At 30.5% G+C, this 21,621-nt stretch carries 21 protein-coding genes; 7 read left to right on the plus strand and 14 right to left on the minus strand.

Annotated features, from left to right (window positions below):
- Positions 1-144 precede the first annotated feature (144 nt).
- Entirely contained in the window at positions 145-1,512 is a 1,368-nt protein-coding gene (locus G9F70_RS14265) for an MATE family efflux transporter (RefSeq protein WP_164943618.1), read from the plus strand.
- Between the two features lie 106 nt (positions 1,513-1,618).
- Here G9F70_RS14265 and G9F70_RS27045 read toward each other — a convergent pair whose 3' ends face one another.
- Positions 1,619-1,750 carry a hypothetical protein gene (locus G9F70_RS27045; RefSeq protein ID WP_258880984.1) on the minus strand — a complete coding sequence of 44 codons (132 nt, stop codon included), beginning with the start codon at positions 1,748-1,750 and terminating at the stop codon, positions 1,619-1,621.
- Positions 1,751-1,795: 45 nt separating this feature from the next.
- The gene (locus G9F70_RS14270) at positions 1,796-2,032 is read right to left on the minus strand and encodes a TIGR04540 family protein (RefSeq protein WP_164943619.1); all 237 of its coding nucleotides are present in this window, start codon (positions 2,030-2,032) and stop codon (positions 1,796-1,798) included.
- 307 nt (positions 2,033-2,339) lie between these two features.
- Between G9F70_RS14270 and G9F70_RS14275 the strand changes: the two genes are divergently transcribed.
- The 3 genes from G9F70_RS14275 to G9F70_RS14285 all read left to right on the plus strand — a co-directional run bounded on the left by G9F70_RS14275 (position 2,340) and on the right by G9F70_RS14285 (position 4,915).
- Positions 2,340-2,963, plus strand: a complete 624-nt coding sequence (locus G9F70_RS14275) for a DUF47 domain-containing protein (RefSeq protein WP_125001680.1) — start codon at positions 2,340-2,342, stop codon at positions 2,961-2,963.
- Entirely contained in the window at positions 2,956-3,954 is a 999-nt protein-coding gene (locus tag G9F70_RS14280; protein ID WP_164943620.1) for an inorganic phosphate transporter, read from the plus strand. Before G9F70_RS14275 ends, G9F70_RS14280 begins: the two co-directional genes overlap by 8 nt.
- Positions 3,955-4,114: 160 nt before the next feature.
- Positions 4,115-4,915, plus strand: a complete 801-nt coding sequence (locus tag G9F70_RS14285) for an EFR1 family ferrodoxin (protein ID WP_164943621.1) — start codon at positions 4,115-4,117, stop codon at positions 4,913-4,915.
- A 127-nt stretch (positions 4,916-5,042) separates the two neighbouring features.
- Here the strand turns inward: G9F70_RS14285 and deoD are convergent, their stop codons facing one another.
- Positions 5,043-5,756, minus strand: a complete 714-nt coding sequence (deoD, locus tag G9F70_RS14290; RefSeq protein WP_164943622.1) for a purine-nucleoside phosphorylase — start codon at positions 5,754-5,756, stop codon at positions 5,043-5,045.
- Between the two features lie 363 nt (positions 5,757-6,119).
- On the opposite strand from deoD, the gene G9F70_RS14295 reads away from it, so the two are divergent.
- On the plus strand, positions 6,120-6,782 hold the full coding sequence (locus tag G9F70_RS14295; RefSeq protein ID WP_164943623.1) for a TVP38/TMEM64 family protein: 663 nt from the start codon (positions 6,120-6,122) through the stop codon (positions 6,780-6,782).
- A gap of 141 nt (positions 6,783-6,923) precedes the next feature.
- On the opposite strand, the gene G9F70_RS14300 is transcribed toward G9F70_RS14295, so the two are convergent.
- Positions 6,924-8,078: a ribose-phosphate pyrophosphokinase gene (locus tag G9F70_RS14300; protein WP_164943624.1), complete on the minus strand. Its 1,155-nt coding sequence runs from the start codon at positions 8,076-8,078 to the stop codon at positions 6,924-6,926.
- A 348-nt stretch (positions 8,079-8,426) separates the two neighbouring features.
- Here G9F70_RS14300 and nudC point away from each other — a divergent pair, with 348 nt between their 5' ends.
- Both nudC and G9F70_RS14310 read left to right on the plus strand, forming a co-directional pair.
- Entirely contained in the window at positions 8,427-9,254 is an 828-nt protein-coding gene (gene nudC / locus G9F70_RS14305; protein ID WP_224617584.1) for an NAD(+) diphosphatase, read from the plus strand.
- Positions 9,255-9,821: 567 nt separating this feature from the next.
- Positions 9,822-11,000: a DUF4317 family protein gene (locus tag G9F70_RS14310; RefSeq protein ID WP_318010997.1), complete on the plus strand. Its 1,179-nt coding sequence runs from the start codon at positions 9,822-9,824 to the stop codon at positions 10,998-11,000.
- 74 nt (positions 11,001-11,074) lie between these two features.
- Here the strand turns inward: G9F70_RS14310 and G9F70_RS14315 are convergent, their stop codons facing one another.
- The 10 genes from G9F70_RS14315 to G9F70_RS14360 form a co-directional block, all read right to left on the minus strand.
- Positions 11,075-11,770: a response regulator gene (locus G9F70_RS14315; protein WP_164943625.1), complete on the minus strand. Its 696-nt coding sequence runs from the start codon at positions 11,768-11,770 to the stop codon at positions 11,075-11,077.
- Positions 11,763-13,346 (minus strand): sensor histidine kinase, encoded by a 1,584-nt coding sequence (locus tag G9F70_RS14320; protein ID WP_164943626.1) that lies wholly within the window; start codon positions 13,344-13,346, stop codon positions 11,763-11,765. The genes G9F70_RS14315 and G9F70_RS14320 overlap by 8 nt, the downstream gene beginning before the upstream one ends.
- Positions 13,347-13,369: 23 nt before the next feature.
- Positions 13,370-13,717: an FMN-binding protein gene (locus G9F70_RS14325; RefSeq protein WP_164943627.1), complete on the minus strand. Its 348-nt coding sequence runs from the start codon at positions 13,715-13,717 to the stop codon at positions 13,370-13,372.
- A 143-nt stretch (positions 13,718-13,860) separates the two neighbouring features.
- On the minus strand, positions 13,861-14,604 hold the full coding sequence (locus G9F70_RS14330; RefSeq protein ID WP_164943628.1) for an ABC transporter permease: 744 nt from the start codon (positions 14,602-14,604) through the stop codon (positions 13,861-13,863).
- Positions 14,601-15,353, minus strand: a complete 753-nt coding sequence (locus tag G9F70_RS14335; protein WP_164943629.1) for an ABC transporter ATP-binding protein — start codon at positions 15,351-15,353, stop codon at positions 14,601-14,603. The genes G9F70_RS14330 and G9F70_RS14335 overlap by 4 nt, the downstream gene beginning before the upstream one ends.
- Complete coding sequence (locus tag G9F70_RS14340; RefSeq protein WP_164943630.1) at positions 15,350-15,931, minus strand: flavin prenyltransferase UbiX; 582 nt, start codon at positions 15,929-15,931, stop codon at positions 15,350-15,352. The genes G9F70_RS14335 and G9F70_RS14340 overlap by 4 nt, the downstream gene beginning before the upstream one ends.
- Positions 15,932-15,947: 16 nt before the next feature.
- Complete coding sequence (locus G9F70_RS14345) at positions 15,948-16,805, minus strand: UbiA-like polyprenyltransferase (protein WP_164943631.1); 858 nt, start codon at positions 16,803-16,805, stop codon at positions 15,948-15,950.
- Positions 16,786-18,231 (minus strand): menaquinone biosynthesis decarboxylase, encoded by a 1,446-nt coding sequence (locus G9F70_RS14350; RefSeq protein ID WP_164943632.1) that lies wholly within the window; start codon positions 18,229-18,231, stop codon positions 16,786-16,788. Before G9F70_RS14350 ends, G9F70_RS14345 begins: the two co-directional genes overlap by 20 nt.
- 24 nt (positions 18,232-18,255) lie before the next feature.
- Positions 18,256-19,227: a polyprenyl synthetase family protein gene (locus G9F70_RS14355; RefSeq protein WP_164943633.1), complete on the minus strand. Its 972-nt coding sequence runs from the start codon at positions 19,225-19,227 to the stop codon at positions 18,256-18,258.
- A gap of 158 nt (positions 19,228-19,385) precedes the next feature.
- On the minus strand, positions 19,386-21,233 hold the full coding sequence (locus G9F70_RS14360) for an FAD-dependent oxidoreductase (protein WP_164943634.1): 1,848 nt from the start codon (positions 21,231-21,233) through the stop codon (positions 19,386-19,388).
- Positions 21,234-21,621: the final 388 nt, after the last annotated feature.

The raw sequence follows: 21,621 nt of genomic DNA on the forward strand, positions 1-21,621 counted from the left end.
ATTTGATTTATCTATACTTTATGTAATAATTTTAAATTGATGGTAATAATTTAACTAGTTCACTTATAAGAATAATTTAAACATGATATAATGGATAATATGCTTACTATTATATCACTTTTTATGAAATTGGGGGATTAATTTATGGACATGAAGGAAAGAAAAAATCTTATACTACAAGGATCAATGTACAAGGTAATAATAACCTTGGCAGCACCAATAATGCTTAGTAATTTAATTCAGACTTTATATAGTTTAATTGATGGGATTTGGGTAAGTAAATTAGGTTCAATACAATTTGCAGCTATATCCTTTGTATGGCCAGTTATGTTTCTATTTATATCTATAGGAATTGGATTATTTATTGCAGGAACATCCATTTTATCTCAATTTATTGGCGCATCAAAATATGATAAAGCATCCCAGTACTCCTCTCAGCTTATTGCAATTGCAGTTGTTTGTGCTGTTTGTTTTTCATTTGTAGGCTATTTAATGAGCCCGGTTATAATAAATATTATGGGAGCCAAAGGTGATTTAGCTCATTATAGTGAGATTTTCTTAAAGATAACATTTTTAGATATGCCCTTTACATTTTTGTTTTTTTGCTTTAATGCCATTATGAGCTCACAAGGAAACACTCTAACCCCTACTATATTAAGCTCTATAAGTGTTATTATAAATGCTATTTTAGACCCTATATTTATATTTAAATTTAATATGGGGGTTGCGGGAGCTCCTGTAGCTACTATTATATCAAAAGCCCTTCTTGCAGGTGCTGGATTATATATACTTCATAAATCCACTTCAAAAATAAAACCTAGCTTTAAAAACTTTAGTTTTGATAGAAACATATTAAATAAACTATTTAAGGTTGCCATACCATCTGCTATTGGGCAAAGTGGTTCAGCTCTTGGTTTTATAATACTTAATGGATTTATTGTATCTTATGGAACTTCAACACTTGCTGCCTTTGGTATGGTGAACAGAATTACTTCCCTTATTATGCAACCAGCCATGGGAATCGGGGCCTCACTAACAGCTATTGTGGGACAAAATCTTGGCTCCGGTCAATTAGAACGTGTTAAAGAAGCTTTTGTTAAGGCATTAAAACTAACCATAAGCATTTCAATTTTAGGATGCATTGTGCTGATTTGGCAAGACAATGAAGTAGTGAATTTTTTTATACGCTCTAAGGATGATAATTTAGTAATATCTGAGGCTGTTATTTATTTAATGTATATTTCTTTTTCAATGCCATTAATGGGAATATTTAGTGTATTCCAAGGAATATTTCAAGGATCTGGTCACACTAAATACTCCATGAATATGGAAATAGGTAGACTATGGTTTGTAAGACTTCCTATGATATTGCTTTTTAAATATCTTACAACCATTGGCTCCACTGGAATATGGATTTCTATGAGCTCTAGTAATTTAATTATCTGTTTATATGGGTATTATATTTATAAAAAAGGGGGATGGCAAGAAAGAATTATTAGGACTAATGATTAAATCATCATCTGGGATGCTGAAATGCTATTTAAAAAAAGGTAACAAGTAACTTTAAGTCAGTTACTTGTTACCCTTTTTTAATTACAACTTAAATATTTACTTATATTTATTTCCCCCTAGAGTTACCTCTTATGGCCTTCTTTGGTGTTGGCACGGGAGTTTTATTATCACCTTTAGATTCTTGACCATTTGAAGACTTATTATTACTTGAAGGAAATACCGGTTTATTTTTAGCCATTATAACACTCCTTACTAATTAATGATTTTTACTTTTAACTAAGGTTTAGCTTTGTCTTTCTGAAAATACCTTATTTATAAGGTCTACTCCAGAACTGCCTACTATATTAGATATTCTTAAAGATAAATTTCCATCCTTATAAATCCTATCTTCGTTTGCATTAATTAAGATATTTAATTTTTCTTCTAGCTTCTCATACGTTATAACACCGTCTAAATAAAAATCCACTAAATCCTTTAAACATGCAGCTAACGCTTTTGGGTCCTTATAAACTTTTCTCATAATGCACTCCTTACTATTCATTTTAATATATATTTATTCTATGGTATCTTCTTATATTATATCCTAATAAATTTATTTATCAAAGATATCTTTGATAAATAAATTTTAGACTATCAAACTTTCCTTCAATATTTTATTTTAATTATAAATTCATCGCTATATTAGTAATTTTTTATAATATAGTACTTTATTATTGTACTTTTTTAAGTAATACCATATAATTAGGCTTGTGCGCTTTAATACATATTTTAATTTTTAATAATTTTTAGAAAAAAAAAATACTTTTATTCATTAAAGGAGGAACAATATGTTTAATTTCAAACCAAAAGACAATGTATTTTTCGAACTTTTCTCAAAGGGAGCTGAAATTTTTAATACTTCCGCAAAAGAGTTAAAATTGCTGATAAATGAACTTGATAATCCAGGGGTACGATTGGATAAACTAACACAGCTTGAGCATGAAGGAGACCTAGTAACTCATGAATTAATTGAATATACTAAAAAGATGTTTATAACTCCACTAGACAGGGAAGATATATTTAATATAACAAAGGGAATAGACAATATTACTGATGGTATTGAATCAACAGCTCATTTAGTGTACATGTATAATCTGACTTCTGTTACACCAGAGGCTGTTGAACTTATTGACAAACTTGTTGATGTTACGACTGAGCTTGTTCATGTAATTTCAGAATTAAAACATCTTAGTAAAAGCACTTTATTAGTAGAAAAAATTATCTACGTAAACACCTTAGAAAATGAAGCTGATTTGATTTATAGAAAAGCTATGAGAAATCTTTTTGAAAACCCTAAAGATCTTCTATCTGTAATGAAATTGAAAGATTTATATCATCATTTAGAAGATAGTATTGATGCTTGCGAAAAACTTGCAAATGAAATACGAGGAGTTGTTATGAAATATGCTTAGTTCTACAATTATAATTCTTGTTATAATATTAGCGCTCGGCTTTGATTTTATAAATGGATTTCACGACACAGCTAATTCTATCGCTACTTCAATTGGTACTAAAGTACTTACCCCTATGCAAGCATTGGGAATGGCTGCGGTGCTGAATTTTGTAGGCGCTTTGTTACATACTGAAGTTGCAAAAACTATAGGAACAGGAATAATTAATAATGGCATAGCTACTCCAGAGATTGTAGCTATAGCCTTAGTAGGTGCTATTATTTGGAATCTAGTAACATGGTATTTAGCTATACCCAGTTCTTCTTCCCATGCACTTATTGGTGGACTTTTAGGTGCTTCCATAACTTCACATAAATTTGATTTTTCTGTTGTAAATTGGGTTGGTTTTTTTAAGAAAATAATAATTCCACTTATATCTTCACCAATATTAGGACTTGTATTCGGATTTTCATTTATGTTTTTACTTACATGGTTATTCCATAAAGCAACACATAAAAAGGTTAATGGATTGTTTAAAAAATTACAAATTTGTTCTGCTGCTTTTATGGCATATAGTCACGGTTCAAATGATGCTCAAAAATCTATGGGTGTTATAACTATGGCACTAATTGCTGGAGGATTTTTAGATGCAAAGAACTTTGCTATACCATTGTGGGTAAAAATCGCCTGTGCATTAGCAATGTCATTAGGTACAATGTCTGGTGGATGGAAAATAATAAAAACCATGGGTGTTAATATGATAAAATTAGAGCCTATAGATGGCTTTGCCGCTGAAACTGCTGCTGCGATTACTATTCAAGCTGCTACAGCATTAGGTGCTCCAGTAAGTACAACTCACGTAATAACTAGTTCAATAATGGGAGTAGGGTCTTGTAAAAGGCTTTCAGCCGTTAGATGGAGCCTTGCTAAAACTATACTAGTAGCATGGGTCTTAACTATTCCGTGCAGTGCAATTATATCCGGAGTAATTGCACTTGTGTTTTATAGATAGCTACATAAAATTTTTATATTTTCTTATTAAAAGCCCAGCACATTATATTAATTTAGAGTGGTGGGCTTTTAATATATTAATTAGTATCAAAAAAATTTCTTTAGCACTCTATTATACTAATATTAGGTAATTATTTTTAATTACTAATTGGAGGCCATTTATGATATTTTATTTTTCAGGCACTGGTAATTCTCTTTATGTTGGTAAAAGTATAGCAAAAGAAAACAATGAAAATCTAATTTCCATATCAGCTACTATGAGGGATAATAAGGAGCACTATGAATACACATTAAAACCTAATGAGGTTATAGGCATTGTTTATCCTGTTTATGCCTGGTCACCACCAAAACAAGTTATTGAATTCATTAATAAGTTGAAGTTAATGAACTATAATAATAACTATATATTTACTGTAGCCACTTGTGGAGCAAGCATTGGTAATACTGTTCAGGTTATTGATAAAGCTTTGAAGAAAAAAAATTTACATCTCAATAGTGGATTTTCAGTAGTAATGCCCAATAATTATATTTTCTTTGGGGATGTTGATACTGTGGAAGTTGAAAATAAAAAACTTTTAGAATCCAAACAAGTAATAGCTACTATAAATAATACAATAAAACATAGTGTGGATAATGTTTATCAACTTGAAAAAGGTATGCTACCTAAAGTGATGACTTATATAGTAAATCCGTTATTTAATAAGAATGCTCACAATACAAAGAATTTTCATGTCAATGAAAAGTGTAATGGTTGTGGATTATGCGAGAAAGTATGTAATAGTGGAACAATTACAGTTAAGGAGAAGCCAATATGGAAAAATGATTGTACCCAATGTTTAGCTTGCATCCATTTATGTCCAACCAAGGCAATTCAATATGGTAAAGGTACGGAAAAGAAAGGTAGATATAGGCATCCTAAAATTACAGTTAATGAACTGATAATAAAAAAATTAAATACCTAGACTAAAGGTTTATGTTTAAGATACTCAAAAAACCCCTCAATAATTTTTCGTTGAGGGGTTTTTTATAATAATTCCAATATTTTCTTTTAAATGTGCCACTTGACAGGTAGATGGCACTTTTTTGTTATTATTCAGCCATCTCTAAAGCTATTTTCATCATATTAGTAAAGGCTTCTTGTCTTTCTTCAGAGGTAGTTAATTCATGAGTTACTAAATTATCTGAAACTGTTAATAAACAAGCTGCTTTCTTACCCAATACATTTGCATTATGAAATAGTGCGAAGGATTCCATTTCTACTGAAGTACAACCATGAGTTTCATAAATATCCTTATAATCATCGAAATTTTCGCGATAAAATACATCAGATGAGTGAACTCTATTTTTATGAACTTTGATTCCTAAATCCTCTGCAATTTTCTCTAACTTATTATTTAGATCAACTGATGCAGCAATTGTATCATCTTCACATCCACTTTGAACTTTTGCATAAGTGGATTCACTCCAAGCATCAGTGGTAAGTATTACATCATATAAGTTTAAATCAGCAGTGTAAGCACCACATGAACCGATTCTTATAATGTTTTCTACCCCATAGAAATTAAATAATTCATATGAGTAGATACCAATACTAGGCATACCCATACCACTAGCCATTACAGAAATCTTACGTCCTTTATATGTACCCGTGTATCCAAATACATTGCGGACATTATTAAATTTTTCCACATTTTCTAAAAATGTTTCTGCAATAAATTGGGCACGTAATGGATCTCCCGGCATTAATACTGTTTTTGCAATAATTCCTTCTTCTTTTACTTCAATATGTGCTGTTGGTATCATATTGAAACCTCCTTATAATTATATTTAGTTTGAAAAATATAGTGAATTAATTAAGTTCCTATTGTATTTAATCATACATTATCCATTATAGCAAAAATAACAATAAAAAAAATGACATTTGTCACTTTTTCATATTAATATTTTTACATAATTAAATATTTTTTTCTATTCTATATGTTTTATTTTTAATACCTAAGATTATATACACAATCAGTTTTACAATTTGATTTATGTATTTGATATTGCTATAGTTCAACTGTTTTCTATATGAATTATCTATTAGATATACTTAATACTTTATTGTACACTTAATAAGGCTAATAATAGTTTTAAGCTACTTAAGGTTGCTACAAGGAGGTTTTTATGAATAAAAAAATCACAAATATTTTAAAAATAATATCTCTTATAATAATTGTTGCAATTATTATATGTGCCTTTTGCAATACAAAAACTCTGCGTCATTGTACTCCAGAAAATATGAAAGCTTTTATAGATTCTTATGGAATGTTCTCACCAATAATCTATATAATTTTATTTACGTTTGTCCCACTTACACTTTTTCCAGATTCAATTCTTGCTATTGCTGGAGGCATGTGTTTTGGAATGATGGGTGGATTTATTTACACAATGATTGGGGCTATTTTAGGAGGCACTCTTTCTTTTTTTCTAGCCAGTATATTAGGCCATAAGGTATTCAACAAATTTATAAAAAAAGACTTATCAAATTTAGAAGATGCCATTAAAAATAGAGGCTTTTTATTGGTGTTTGTATTAAGACTAATTCCACTTTTCCCCTTTGATATAATTAGCTATGCAGCAGGGTTTTCAGGGGTCAAATTTAAGGATTTTGCCTTAGCTACTCTTTTGGGTATAATACCTGGTATCTTTGTTTTTGTGAACATTGGAGATAAAGCAACGGATATTGGATCTTCTAGCTTCTATATGTCTATAGCACTTTTAGTAGGACTTATTGTACTATCTTATGTTCTAAAAAAGAAAATTTCATTACAAAAAATTAAGAGCTAGTATTATAGTAATACATATAAAAACTATTACAATAAAAGCTAAATTATTCTTTTATTATAATAGTCTTTTATATGTATTTTTATTTTTAAGGATATTCTAGAAGGAAAGTCTCCTACTTATATAAGTGGGAATTACATTTACCTAAACCCTTGATTTATTTAGCAGTTCTTTTATACCTTTAGTGGCATCAAGTAGTGGTGCTATAGATCTATCATAATTTAGATTGTTTATTATGCTGGCGACAAATCCCGACATATCAACTTCACGGAACCATTTAGCCTCTTTAACCTCTTTAGGAATATAGGTTAAATTTGTTGAATATATTCTTTCAATTAACCCATCTTCATAAAATTTATTGAATTTTTCTATTCCTTCAGTAAATAATGCAAAAGTTGCTGTAACAAATATTCTTTTTGCTTTACGTTTTTTTAATTCCAACACTATATCGAATATTGACTCGCCAGAAGCTATCATATCGTCAACTATCAAAATATCCTGTCCTTCTACTTCTCTTCCCATATATTCATGTTGTACTATGGGATTTTTACCATTTACTACTTTTGAATGGTCTCTTCTTTTATAGAAAAGTCCAATATCAAGACCAATTACACTAGAGTAATAAACAGCTCTATCCATTGCACCTGTATCTGGGCTTATCACGAGCACTTTTGCCTTGTCTACTAATAACTCAGGCTCCTCTTGTAAAATCGTTTTCACTATTTCATAAGTGGGATATAAATTATCAAAGGATATAAGTGGTATTGCATTTTGAACGTTTGGATCATGTACATCAAAAGTTATAATATCATTAACCCCTAATCTTTCTAATTCCTGAAGAGCAATTGCACAATCAAGAGATTCTCTATGTTTTCGTCTATGCTGTCTGCTTGCATATAATAATGGCATTATTACAGTTATTCTCCTTGCCTTACCACCTAAGGCGGACAAAACCCTCTTTATATCTTGGAAATGATCATCTGGACTTTTGTGATTCACATAACCATACATTGTGTAGGTACAACTATAATTTCCTACATCGCATAATATAAATATGTCTTTACCCCTAACCGAATCTTCTATAATAATTTTACCTTCACCATTTGAAAATCGAGTATCCGTCATATTTATAAGAAAGGTTTTTTCATCACTCAAGTCATGGTTTATAGGTTCACCGTCATATTCTTTACGTTTTTTTATTAAAAGCTCATTAATTCTATTCCCTAGTTCCGAGCTACTCTCTAGTGCCATAATACCTAGACTACAGTAGGGAATGCTAGGTAATTCTTTAATATCCATAATAATACCTCCTTGATATCCACAAAAGTGGCTTAAAAACTTCAAATGCATATAGTATTTTATATTTTCTCCTATTTATTCTTTAAATATATGAGTATTTATAATTTTAACATATATATAAATGCAAATGAACCCTAAAATATAAGATTCGACTTTTTTTCACAAGATTCTATTGATAATTTTACTGAGACAAGTATTCTTTATATCAAATAATATATAAATTTAGAATATTAAACATTTTAAGTATATGATATAATTATACCACGTTGATAAATTTTTAGATAAACGCCAATTGCCTATTAATTAGGCTTATTAATTATATAAATGTAGATTGGAGATATGATACTAATGCGTAATGAAGACAATATGACAAATTTTATACCGTCAGTAGATATGGTTTTGCCTAAAACAAATAAGGATATATATTTTTTATTTTATAATGATGAATTATTAGTTAAATCTGAAAACGATAAAGCAGTAATACCCGCTATTTGCGATCTAGAAAATTTAGAATTAATTAATACTCAATATCTTGGATCTATAGATGGACAAAATTGCTTTTGCGGAGAATTAAATAGTGATACTGTCATACCAAGCGATATGTATTTTAGCAAACTTAAAGCACTAACTCACCAATTATCTAAAGACATGTTTTGGATAGGTGGGAGAGCTATTCAAATAGTAAACTGGAATAATGATCATAAATATTGTGGCAGGTGTGGTACATTAGCTCAGAGCGTGGATGGAGAAAGAGCTAAAAAGTGTCCCAAATGTGGCCTGGTAAATTACCCTAGAATTTCTCCTGCCATAATTGTGGCTGTTGTACGAGATGGAAAATTGTTGCTTGCACATAATAATCAATCTGCTAAGGAGTTATATAGTGTAGTTGCTGGCTTTGTAGAAGTTGGTGAGACTTTTGAGGAATGTGTTGTTCGCGAGGTCCAAGAGGAGACTGGGATTACTGTAAAAAATATAAAATATTTTGGAAATCAACCTTGGCCTTTTCCTAATTCTCTTATGATAGGATTTACAGCAGAATATGCAAGCGGTGAAATACAAGTAGATGGAAAAGAAATTGGTGACGCTAACTGGTATAGTTCTACCGAAATGCCTTTAACACCCGATAGTATAAGCATAGCTAAAAAGTTAATCAGTTGGTTTACTGAAAATTATTAATATTTAACGACATTTCAGAAGAAAAGTCTCCCACTTATATAAGTTGGGGGCATATAATACAACAAAAATAAATAGAAGTTAGAATACTTAATTCACAGCGAATTAGATTCTAACTTCTATCTTTTCTTAATATATTTAACAATATTTTATCTCCTTAAACTATATATTGACCTTTTTATCTTAATGTTTAAATTAATATTGTGTTGGAACTTAAACTTAAATTATTATGGTAAGCTATCTCTTGTATTCCTAAGCAATTACTTTAATGGCTTCTTAGCCGATTGCAATGGCAATCATCATTGAATTCTTAGTCTACGTATAGTTTTTATATATTTTTATGATCTCACCCCACTCTCTTATTTTTCGATTTATTGGGGGTATCAAGTTTCGTTTAAAGATTTTACTAAATATACGATAAGTTGCGCTTCTTATATTTATAATATAACACGCTAATAATACTTTGTCAATAGTTATTATTAATTAATATAGGAAATTTTATAATATCATTCCATAATTTTGTGTTATAATTTTAGCATATAAAAGAAAATAACAATGAAAAGAGGTTTTATGATGAATAAAAAAGAGCTTGCAGACATAAGAAAAGAATTTAAATTAGATAGTGGTATGATGAAAATCCAGGAAATTTATAGCGTTTATCTAAAAAAAGATAATGTGCAAATAGATTATGAGCCAGTTATTCATTCAGAATTTGATTTTTTTGATAGAATGGATATGGATAAAAAAGAATTGTTTCTAGGTAATTTTAAGAAAGTACTCACTGGAGCTATAGATACAAAAATTTTCGAATTAGATTTTCAGAATATCGAAGAAGAAAATAGCACTCAAAAGATTTTAGGCAGCGCACTAAAGACAAGTGATAAAAACGAAATTCAAAGCTCCCTTAATGAGCTTATTAAAAAAATTACAGCTAATTATAAATATGAAACTGATGTAGTGGTTACTTTTATTAAAGCTGAATATTGGCTAGGTTCTAGCCATAGAAATATGGAAGCAGATGAGAGCATTGATGATGCGGTACAAGCCTTTAATTTCATTCTTTCAAGTGTAAATAAAATAGATATACCAAAGAGAACTCTAAAATTTGATTATACGGATAAGGAATTCAAAGCAAATTCGGCTTTAGATTCAGTCATTAATCTTAATTCTCCCTTGGAGGGCTTCATGTTCCCTACTCTTAACAATGGATATTCAGATATTAATAAAATTTTATATTATGCTTCAAAACCTAAAGAATTAAACGCTGATTTCATTGAGAAAGTTCTTAACTGTGATTTTAAGTTTACTGCTGAAGACGAGAAAAATTGCTTTGGTGATATATTGAAATCCATAATCGGCGAAAAAATCAAACCTGAACTTATGCAGGACATTTATGTGAATATACATGAACTCGCCGAGCAAGCTGAAGGTGGTGAAAGCCCCACTATTGGAATTGTGGATATTAAAAATATTCTGAGTAATTGTGGCGCAGAGATTATATCTGATATAGACACTGCCTTCATTGAAACTTGTGGTATAAAGTATAATTTTAAGATAAACAATATTGTACCTGAATTCAATTCAAAATCCATTAAGATTACTAGTGAAATTGCAAATATTACATTAACACCTAAGGATCTAAATTCAGTTAAGCAGGTAAAAAATAGTGATGGTAGAAGATGTCTACTTATTGAAATTGATGAGGATGTTGTAATAGAAGGATTTATATTAGAAACAGAGGAATTTTAGTAGGTATCATTACTCAGTGACGTTACTTCTTATATTGATATTAAAAGGAGAATATTAGTGCATATTAAATTGCACTAATATTCTCCTTTTATTCTATATTTGTTTTTAGGTCTACCCACTTTACCGTATTCCATTTCAACCACAAGCTTTTGCTCTTTTTCTAAATAGTCTAGGTATCTTCTAGCAGTTATTCTAGAAACTCCGATGTTTTTTGCAATTTGCTCAGATGTAAATGGTTTATCTTTCATATCAGATATACCCATTATAACTTTTTCATAAGTGTACTGATTAAATCCCTTAATATCACCAATATTTTCATAATATTCTATGACGTGTTTATTTTCTTTTATAGTATATCTATCAATAATTTCTTGCTCCATACTATCAACATTTTTAAAACTATTCTTTCTACTTTTAAATTGAAGCAATGCCTCCTTAAACCTATTGAATATAAAAGGTTTTACTAAATAATCTACTACTCCATATCGAAATGCTTCTTCAACAGTTTCTGTATTCCTATCTGCAGTAATTAATATAACATCACATTTTAAATTTTCCAGTCGTATCCACTTTAATAAATCTGTACCTAGACCCTGCGGAAAAAAAACATCTAATAATATTAGGTCAGGTTTTCCACTTATTATAACGTCTTTTGCTTTTTCAATAGAGTTAACGCTGTCATATAGTGTAAACCCTTCTATTTTTTTTAGAAATTTTTCATTTATTTCTCTCACCATAGGGTCGTCTTCAACAATAAGAACCTTAATCATATGATCTACCCCTTTTCATTGGTATAAATATATCCCATATAGTTCCATTATCTTGTAGAATATTTATGTCACCGCCTGCATAATCTACTATTTGTTTTATAATACTAAGGCCAAATCCTCTGTTACCAGGTTTGGTTGTAAATCCACGCTCAAAAACTTTATCTATTATATTCTCACTAATTCCAGTACCATTATCTTGAATTCTTATTCTAAGTGATTCACTATTGGATATTAATCTTATGGATATCTTACCATTTTCAAATTTTACTAATTCTTCTATAGAATTTTCTATTAAGTTTCCAATTACAGAGCAAATTTCATCTACTGTTATATTTTTAGGAATATCATCTAGATAAGAATTTGCATCAATTTCTACAGAAATTTTAGCTTCTGTTGCTTTATTATATTTGGCAAGTAAGAGCCCTGCTATGTGGGTATTTTTAATTCTTTTGCTAAGAATTTCAGAAACCTCTCCCCGAAGCTTGGATATATGTGAAATATATTCAATAGCCTCATTATACTCTTCTAATTGTATTAGTCCTGAAATAGTGTGAAGTTTATTCATAAACTCATGATTTTGCGCTCTTAAAGCAGAAGTCATTTTTTTAATTCCAGTTAATTCTTCTGCCATATTCACAACCTCAGTTAAGTCCTGGAAACTAGAAACAACACCTATAATCTCTTCTTTATGATTTTTTAATAGGGTGTGACTGCACATAAGTGTTTTACCCGGGCGCATTTTAATTTCTTGATTATATACCGCTTCCTTATTCCTCAATACTTCCATCATTTCATCTGTATAATTTAAGTTCAAAGTAGCAACACTTTTGCCTATATTTTCATCTTCTAGTTTTAAGATTTCCTTAGCTATTTTATTAAAGAGTATTATTTTACCATCACTATCAATAGCTATAATTCCATTTTTTAGATTCTGCAAAATTAAATCCCTCTGTCCCAGTAGTAGTGCAATTTCCTTTGGCTCCAGCCCAAATATGCTTTTTTTTATTGTATTTGATAAAAAAACTGCACCTACTATGCCCATTAAAAGACCAACTACTAAAGCTATTTTCAAACAAAATAAATGGAAATCAAGTTCAGCATATACTGTATCTGTTAAAAGGCCCACTAAAACTGCACCTACTTGTTCTCCCTTATAATAAATAGGTACAAAGGCTCTTGTTGCCGAAATCAAAACATTTCTGTCCCTAGCCACATAAGATTCACCCTTTGTTAGCACCTGCTCTTCTCCACCGTCAGCATATTTCCTGCCTAGAGAATTCCCATTTGGATAGGAATATTTTATTCCTTTCATATCCATAACAATAATATATTGAAATCTAGTTTTTTCTCTAAAACTTTCTATAGTTTTTTGAACAGTGTCATAATCTTTAGAAGTTGCTAAAGTTTTTTCGATTATATCAATAGATGCAATAGTTACGGCTAAATCCATAGCATTATTACCCATTTGAGTTTCCACAGAATTTTGCACTTGATAATAAGTAACAATTCCTATTCCACCAATGACCATAAATATTATAATGCTTATAAATATTGTTAATTTATACTGCAATTTCAATAGCACTTCACCTCATATTATGGTTATTCTATTTTTGCTTTATTTAACCCATCCTTAATAGCTTTAATAAGTCCATTGCTTGTATATGTAGCTCCTGCAACAACTTGAACCTCTGAACTATTAGCTTTTATTACTTTTGGTGGAATTTTTTTATATACTATTTCAGCTATCACTGGAGTTTCTTGTTGCGATAATATCACAATTTCCTTTATTTCATATTGATCCGTTACTATTTTAACCTTTATGGGTCCTATATGCCCTTCTGCGTTTCCCTCATAGGTTCCTTGCTTATAAATAACATTTTTGGAACCACAAGCCACCAGTCCAGTTGCTAAAACTATCCATAATGCTAATATAACTAATTTTCTCAAGTAAGTCTCCTCCTTGTCATTCGCGTTAGTTTTTCTGGAGTCAATAGCAATTAATATGATTATATCATTTTTCTACTTTTGTGTCATTTTAAGTATACATTTTAATAAAGTATTATAAAACTTTTAAAATCAGTGGGGGTATCTTATCTCCAGGGACAAAAAATCCCCTCTAAAATATCAGTTATAATAAAGAAAAATAGGCCGATTAAACTTAAGATTAAGATACCTGAATACATTTGAATATAGTTAACCCTCATCCAAGAGTCCATAATAAAATACCCCATACCATATTCTGTGCCAAAGTTTTCAGTAAAGAATAAAACAGATATGGCGGTACCTATACCTATTCGAAGAGATGTTAATAAGGCTTTAAGTATTCCTGGAAAAATAATCTCTTTCATTATTTGATAATTCGTTGCTCCTAATGAATACATAGGGTAAAAAACCTCTTCAGGGATATTTTTTACTTCATCTCGTATATTAACTACTACAGGAAAAAATGTAATTAAAAAAATCATAACTATTTTTGTTAAATCGCCTAAGCCAAAAATAAGCATTACCATAGGAAGTAATGCTATCTTAGGTATAGGATAATTAAAATATATAATTGGTGAAAATATTAAATCGATTTTTTTAAAATAGCCCATTAAAATACCTACAGGTACACCTATTACCAAAGTAAATAGCAGACCTACTATAATTCTATTAAAACTGTAAACAACATGGATTGCTATGTCACTTTTAAAAGTTGTAATTATATTTATTATTATTGCATAAGGGGGTGGAAACAATGGCTTATTAATAATCATTGCTATTATTTGCCACAAACCAAAAATAATAAAAAAAGCAATTGCGAAGTTAACTAGTTTATATTCTTTAAGTCTCATTCCAACTCGTCCCCTTTAAGAATTTTTCTAAGTTTATTGTTTATATGTATATACTCCAAATCAACTTCCCCATTTATTTTTCCAAATAAGGGATTGCTTATAACTTCAACTATTTTTCCTGGGGAGGAGGATATTACAGCTATGTTCTTTGCTAAATATATTGCTTCTTTAATATCATGGGTTACAAGTATAGTAGTAACCTTATTTGCCTGCCAAACCTCTAAAAACATTTTTTGAACGTCTTCCCTGGTCATAGCATCTAATGCAGAAAAAGATTCATCCATTAAAAGTACATTTGGTTTTAATAATAAAGCTCTAGCCATGGATACTCTTTGCATTTGTCCCCCACTTAGCTGACTCGGATATCTTTTAACAAAGTCTTTAAGCTTTAACTCCACTAGCAGTTTTTCATAAAATTCCATATCAATATGCTCTTTACCATCTTTGATTTTCGCGGATAGAAATATGTTCTGCTCTACTGTTTTCCATTTAACTAGTCCGTAATTTTGAGGTATTAATCCAATTCTATGTATTTTAGGATTCACTGCTTTTCCATCTATCAAAACTTCACCGGTATAGTCTACAATTATTCCTGCTAGAACCTTTAATAAAGTTGATTTTCCACCACCAGAGGGTCCAATTATAGCACAAATATCCCCTTTTTTTACTGTTAAATTTACATTTTCTATGACTTTGGCATGTTTGTCCACATTTTTATAACAAACACTTAAATCGCTTATTTCTATCATTTATTTATGCCCCACTCATGGTACATTTCATTATCTACATTTAAGCTTGAAAGAATTCTCCCTACTGTGATATTTACCATATCTTCAATAGTTTTTGGTTTTTCATAAAAAGCTGGCATAGGAGGTATTATCAAAACATTCAAATTGCTTAAAAAAAGCATGTTCTGAAGATGAATAGAACTAAGAGGAGTTTCCCTTGGAATCAAAATCAACTTTCTTTTTTCTTTAATCATTACGTCTGCAGCTCTTATTAGTAAATTATCGGAAGTTCCGCTACTTATTTTTGAAAGAGTTCCCATGGAACAGGGCACAATTACCATTCCATCAGTCTTAAAGGAACCACTTGCTATAGACGAAAACATATCATCTATATCACATAAATTAAGCCTTCCTTTAGAATTACTAAGATTTTTAAGCCATCCATCAAAATCAATTTCAAGCTCATATTCCAAAACCCTTCTACCGTTATTTGTAATAACTAAATAAACTTCATTATCACCTTTTATTAACTCTTCTATAAGCCGTACACCGTAGATACTTCCACTGGCTCCGGTAATCCCTACTATATATCTTCCCAAACAAATCACCTCTTAGTTATAATATAAAAAAATCTAATACAGTAAAAATAAATATACAAACACTTACAACTTGATTTATGTTATAAGAAGCGATTTTCATCTTCTTTGTGTTTGTTGGAGACACAATATAATGCTCTAAGATTAACAAAATGGCGCTGATAAATATGCCAAATAAATATATCCAGCCTCTATGCATGATAAAATATAAACTAATTAAAAGCAAAACCGTAATAAAGTGAAACAGAGAGGATATGTATAATGCACCCTTTAACCCAAATTTAGCGGGTATAGAAAACAAACCGGTTTTCCTATCAAATTCAATATCTTGAGTTGCATAAATTATATCAAAACCAGCTACCCACAATGTCACAACAGCACCTAAAACAATTGGTGCTATCGCAAATTTCCCTGTTACTGCAAGCCATGCTCCTACAGGAGCGCCACCACAGGTAATACCTAGAATGATATGACATACCCATGTAAATCTTTTAGTATAAGAGTAAATTATAAATAGAAAAAGTGCCACTGGCGATAACATAAAACATAGAGGATTTAATTTATAGGCTGCTATTATAAAAATAAAGAAACACAGTAGCACTATTCCTAATGCTTCATAACCCTTTACTAGACCCTTTGGCAAATGTCTATTTGCAGTCCTAGGATTCTTTTTATCAATATCCTTATCTACAATTCTATTAAGAGCATTAGCGCCATTTCGAGCTCCAACAAGTGCAATTAATATCCAAAATACTGTAGCAGTGGTCGGTAACCCATTAGCTGCCCAAATCATTGATATTAAAGCGAAAGGAAGAGAAAATAATGTATGGGAAAACATAACTAACTCTCCATAGCTTTTAAGTTTCTTTAATACCATATTCACTCCACCTCTTATCTACCATTTTTTTAATTTCCTCAGACATTTCTATATCATCTGGCCAAGGCCTTGAATGTCCTTCTGATGGCCATTTTTTTGTAGCATCTATACCTAGTCTTGAACCATAAAAAGGAGTATTTGATGCATGATCAAGTGCATCTAAAGGACCTTCTGAAATTACTATATCTCTACTGGGATCTATATTATTAAATACTTTCCAAGCTACGGTTGAGATATCCTGAGGATCAATATTTTCATCTACAACTATAATCATTTTTGTATACATCATCTGCCCAAGTCCCCATAGTGAATTCATAATTTTGTGAGCATGCTTTGGATAAGCCTTTTTAATTGAAACTATTACACAATTATGAAATACACCTTCTAGCGGAAAATTTATGTCTATTATTTCAGGACATTGAACCTTCATTAAGGGTAAAAAAATCCGTTCTGTAGCTTTTCCTAAGTAACAATCTTCCATAGGGGGCTTACCTACAATTGTTGTAGGATATACTGGATGCTTTTTCCTTGTAATCTTTTCAATGTGAAACACTGGGTACATATCTTCAAGAGAATAATATCCTGTATGGTCACCAAAGGGACCTTCTAATCTCTTTTCATCTAAGTCTACATATCCTTCTAGTATAAATTCAGCATTAGCAGGTACATAAATATCATTGGTTATTGATTTAACAATTTCTACAGGTGATTTTCTAAGAAATCCAGCAAAAATCATTTCATCTATCATTTTTGGTAGTGGTGCAGTGGCGGCATATATAGTTGCTGGGTCGCAGCCTAATGCTACTGATACAGGCATTTTCAATCCAAGCTTCCTATATTTTTCATATATCTCTTTTCCGTCTTTATGTAGATGCCAATGCATACCAGTAGTATTTTTATCATATACCTGAAGCCTGTACATTCCAACATTTTGCTGATTAGTTTCTGGATCTACTGTTATTACTAGGGGAAGTGTTATGTAGCGCCCTCCATCTTTAGGCCAACACTTTAATATTGGAAGCTTACTTAAGTCTGCATCTTCTATTACCTCTTGGCAAGGGGCGTTTTTTACTTTTTTAGGAAATACCCTTGCAAGTCTTGCAAGTTTGGGAATAGATTTAACCTTATTAATTAAGGTTATATAATTTGTTACATCCATAAAATCCATTATAGTTGCTGCAATATCATCAAGATCCTCTACTTCTAGCCCGTAATTCATTCGCTCGTAGGTTCCTAGTGAATTAATTAATACTGGGTATTCTGAATCTTTTACATTTTTAAAAAGCAAGGCATGACCATACTTTTTTGAAACTCTATCAGCTATTTCCGTAATTTCAAGCTCACTATCCACTTCGATTTCAATTTCATCTAAAAGTTTTTTATCTCTTAAATGATTTATAAAATCCTGCAAATCTTTATAAGCCATATAACCATCCCTTTCTATATTTTATTAGGAATTACGATTTAATAATTTTTGTGTTACAACTTTAATTATTTCTTTGCTTTCGCAGTCAGGTAATTTTTCAATATAATCAAAGGCTTTTTTTGTATATTTATCCGCTAAGTTTTGAGCTTTATCTATTCCATTATATTTTTTAATTAATATAGTTATTTGTTTTACATCTTCATCATTTAATGAAGTATTATCTAATATAATAGAAATTTTATTTTCTGGATCCTCTGCCATAGCATATATTAGTGGTAGTGTATAATAACCTTTTACTAAATCACTTTGAGCATTTTTACCTAGTTTACTAGCATCTCCACTGTAATCAAGCAAATCATCTATGATTTGAAAAGCCATTCCAATATAGTAACCAACCCTTGCTAATAATTTTGAAGTTTTCTCACTACATTTAGATTCCTTTGCACCAGTATAAAAGCTAATAGCAAATAGTGCTGCTGTTTTTCCAGATATAATTTTTATGTATTTTCTAAGGCTTGTGTTTCTTAGGTATCTAATATTATATTGCCTTATTTCTCCCATACATATTTTAGATATCGCTTTTGATATATCTCTTAAATTTTCAGTGGAATAATCAAATCCAGATAGCATTATAAAGCATTGACAAAATAAATAATCACCTATATACACTGCATATTCTTTGCTGTATTTGTGTTGCACCGTTTCCACACCACGTCTAAGTTTAGATTCATCTACAACGTCATCATGAACTAATGTTGCCATATGCATCATTTCAATGGCTGCACCTAAATTATGCATTTTGTCCTTATCATACTCTCCAAATTTTGCGGCCAGTAGTAAAAAGGCTGGCCTTAACATCTTTCCACCTGCATTAACCAGTGGAGAAATAGCTTCATCAAACTCTTTTTCACTAGATTTTACATTAGTTACAATTATCTTTTTTATACTTTCTAATTCATCTGCAATATCAGGATAACATTCCCAAAATTTACTCATTTTATCACCTTGTCCAATTATTTTTTGAGTTTCCAATAAATATTACTTATTAATTAATATTCCACTATAAAACCAAATGTCCTTTTAATTATTTTTAAAAGGACATTAGATTTAAAAAAATTCAGTTTTTAATTACAGAACTATTGTATAAATATATATTAATCAACATATAAATAAGATTTTTTAACCCATCCAATACTCTTCCAGTACTTTTTAAGTATTGGTAGCACATAGTAATCCATACCAAAAGTACTTCCAGATCCACCTATAAGAGCAATTCCTGCTGATAAGTACCATAACATTTCAGTAGGAGCCATTCCTGAAGTCCAAATCATAATACCCATAGCAACTGACATAATAGAAGCTAATGCGCTAAATAATCCAACGATAAGCATTATTCCTACTAATATTTCTGCAATCACCATACCGGTTTGGAAAATTGTAGCTAAAACTGTATATCCACCATCACCTGTATAAAAGAAAGTATCCATAGACCATTTAACTATTTTTTCTATAAACCCTGGTACTGGTAATGCAACCCATGTTGCTACTGGTGCTGCTCCCGCTGCTGGTGCTGCAGCTGTTGCTGCTGTTGCTCCATCAACTACTGGTGCAGGTATTAAGAAAATTTTTGAAGGATCAGCTATTATTTTAGGTAATTTTTCCAGTCCTTCTGTTAGCCATTTGTAGCCAACGAACATTCTAAGTACTAATAGCCAGAAGTTTGGAGATGATTTTGAAAAATAGCCACCTACAAAACTTCTATTATCTTTAACATGGAAAAATTCATGTAATAAGTATGACCAGCATTTATTAAACCCAGCGACCTGGATAAAGTAAACAATATTTATAAAGTGTTTAACAAATAGTGCAAAGAATCCAGATAATGCAAAAAAGTTTTTCCCAGCTCCAACATTTGCTACACCATATTTTCCGCCAACGCATACCATTGCACCATGGAATGAAGGTTTATAGGATTTCTTTTCTCCACCCTTTATCTCTGTATAAACATTATGCGCAATTAATGCAGCAGACTCTTCTGCATTTTCTACCATTTGCGGGAGAGGTCTTTCTTCACCTTCAGGAATAAAGAAAATGTTATCACCAACAACATAAACGTTTTTATAATCTAAAGACCGCAATTTATCGTCAGTTACTATTCTTTTTCTACCCTTTTGCTGAATGTCCATTTTACCAATAATATCAGAGCCTTCAACGCCAGCAGTCCAAATTACTGTATAGGTATTAACAATACCATTATTTCTTATTGTAGCAGTGTCCCCTGTAACTTCTGTAACACCAGCATTAGTTAGTACTGTAACCCCTAATTTATTAAGTCTTTTTTTAGTTTTTGCTATTAACTTATCAGGGAAATTAGGTAATATTTTAGGTAAGTCATCTACTAATATTAAAGTTACTTCCTCTTGTTCTATGTAAAAATCCTTACATAACCTCTCTTTCCACTCACCGAGTTCCCCCATCATTTCAACACCTGTGAATCCACCACCAACAACAATAAAGGTTAGAAGTTTTTTTCTTTCTTCTTTGTTTTTTTCTTTTACAGCTTTTCTAAACATTTTAAGAATATGTTCTTTAAGTGCTACAGCATCTTCAAAAGACCATAATTTATGGCAAAATTCTTCTGCTCCCTTTACGCCAAAGTAAGTGGGCTTACATCCAGCACCAATTACTAGATAATCATATTCATAGGTATTGTTTTCGGATTTTAGTACATTATTTTTAAAATCCAAATCAGTAATTTCATCAAGTACAACTTTTACTTTTCTTTTTGCAAATATTTTTTTGAAATCAATCCTAATAGCATCCTCCGAAACACGTCCTGCAGCTACTTCATGAAGTTCAGTAAGTAGTGTGTGGTATGGATTTTGGTCTATAAGAGTGATTTCAACTTCTTCATCTTTTTTGAATTTTTTAGCAAGCTTCTTTGCCGTTAATACTCCACCATACCCTCCGCCAAGTATAGCTATTCTTTTCTTTTCACTCATACTATATCCCCCTCAGTTTGAGAATTGTAATTATAGGACTATTTTTACCAAAAATATAGTTTATAATGCCTAAAATATAAAATTATTAACCTAGAATAAATTATATACGTTATTTACATATTTACTTAGTCTTTATTTCTTTCAACTTTACTAGTTAAAATTTTATCACAATACCTTTAGCTCTGCAAATAAAGAAGCGATTTGGTCATTAATAATATGTTTTGTTAATTTAGTTCATAGATATATTCCAAAGGTTGAGTTGCCAGTATTTACACTGAGTTAAATAAGTGTTATGATAACTGCGTTATTTACATTTCATTACAGGGCTTTATATTATTTTATCTACTTTCTTTCGACTTTTCAAAAAATATAATTGTTAGAAAGCTAT

It is taken from the genome of Clostridium sp. FP1 (genome assembly GCF_011065975.2).
Lineage (GTDB): Bacteria > Bacillota > Clostridia > Clostridiales > Clostridiaceae > Clostridium_AD > Clostridium_AD tagluense.

Coding starts and splice junctions, on each gene's coding strand:
- G9F70_RS14265 (WP_164943618.1), top strand. CDS start 145: ATGGACATGAAGGAAAGAAAAAATCTTATACTACAAGGATCAATGTAC.
- G9F70_RS27045 (WP_258880984.1), bottom strand. CDS start 1,750: ATGGCTAAAAATAAACCGGTATTTCCTTCAAGTAATAATAAGTCTTCA.
- G9F70_RS14270 (WP_164943619.1), bottom strand. CDS start 2,032: ATGAGAAAAGTTTATAAGGACCCAAAAGCGTTAGCTGCATGTTTAAAG.
- G9F70_RS14275 (WP_125001680.1), top strand. CDS start 2,340: ATGTTTAATTTCAAACCAAAAGACAATGTATTTTTCGAACTTTTCTCA.
- G9F70_RS14280 (WP_164943620.1), top strand. CDS start 2,956: ATGCTTAGTTCTACAATTATAATTCTTGTTATAATATTAGCGCTCGGC.
- G9F70_RS14285 (WP_164943621.1), top strand. CDS start 4,115: ATGATATTTTATTTTTCAGGCACTGGTAATTCTCTTTATGTTGGTAAA.
- deoD (WP_164943622.1), bottom strand. CDS start 5,756: ATGATACCAACAGCACATATTGAAGTAAAAGAAGAAGGAATTATTGCA.
- G9F70_RS14295 (WP_164943623.1), top strand. CDS start 6,120: ATGAATAAAAAAATCACAAATATTTTAAAAATAATATCTCTTATAATA.
- G9F70_RS14300 (WP_164943624.1), bottom strand. CDS start 8,078: ATGGATATTAAAGAATTACCTAGCATTCCCTACTGTAGTCTAGGTATT.
- nudC (WP_224617584.1), top strand. CDS start 8,427: ATGCGTAATGAAGACAATATGACAAATTTTATACCGTCAGTAGATATG.
- G9F70_RS14310 (WP_318010997.1), top strand. CDS start 9,822: ATGATGAATAAAAAAGAGCTTGCAGACATAAGAAAAGAATTTAAATTA.
- G9F70_RS14315 (WP_164943625.1), bottom strand. CDS start 11,770: ATGATTAAGGTTCTTATTGTTGAAGACGACCCTATGGTGAGAGAAATA.
- G9F70_RS14330 (WP_164943628.1), bottom strand. CDS start 14,604: ATGAGACTTAAAGAATATAAACTAGTTAACTTCGCAATTGCTTTTTTT.
- G9F70_RS14335 (WP_164943629.1), bottom strand. CDS start 15,353: ATGATAGAAATAAGCGATTTAAGTGTTTGTTATAAAAATGTGGACAAA.
- G9F70_RS14345 (WP_164943631.1), bottom strand. CDS start 16,805: ATGGTATTAAAGAAACTTAAAAGCTATGGAGAGTTAGTTATGTTTTCC.
- G9F70_RS14350 (WP_164943632.1), bottom strand. CDS start 18,231: ATGGCTTATAAAGATTTGCAGGATTTTATAAATCATTTAAGAGATAAA.
- G9F70_RS14355 (WP_164943633.1), bottom strand. CDS start 19,227: ATGAGTAAATTTTGGGAATGTTATCCTGATATTGCAGATGAATTAGAA.
- G9F70_RS14360 (WP_164943634.1), bottom strand. CDS start 21,233: ATGAGTGAAAAGAAAAGAATAGCTATACTTGGCGGAGGGTATGGTGGA.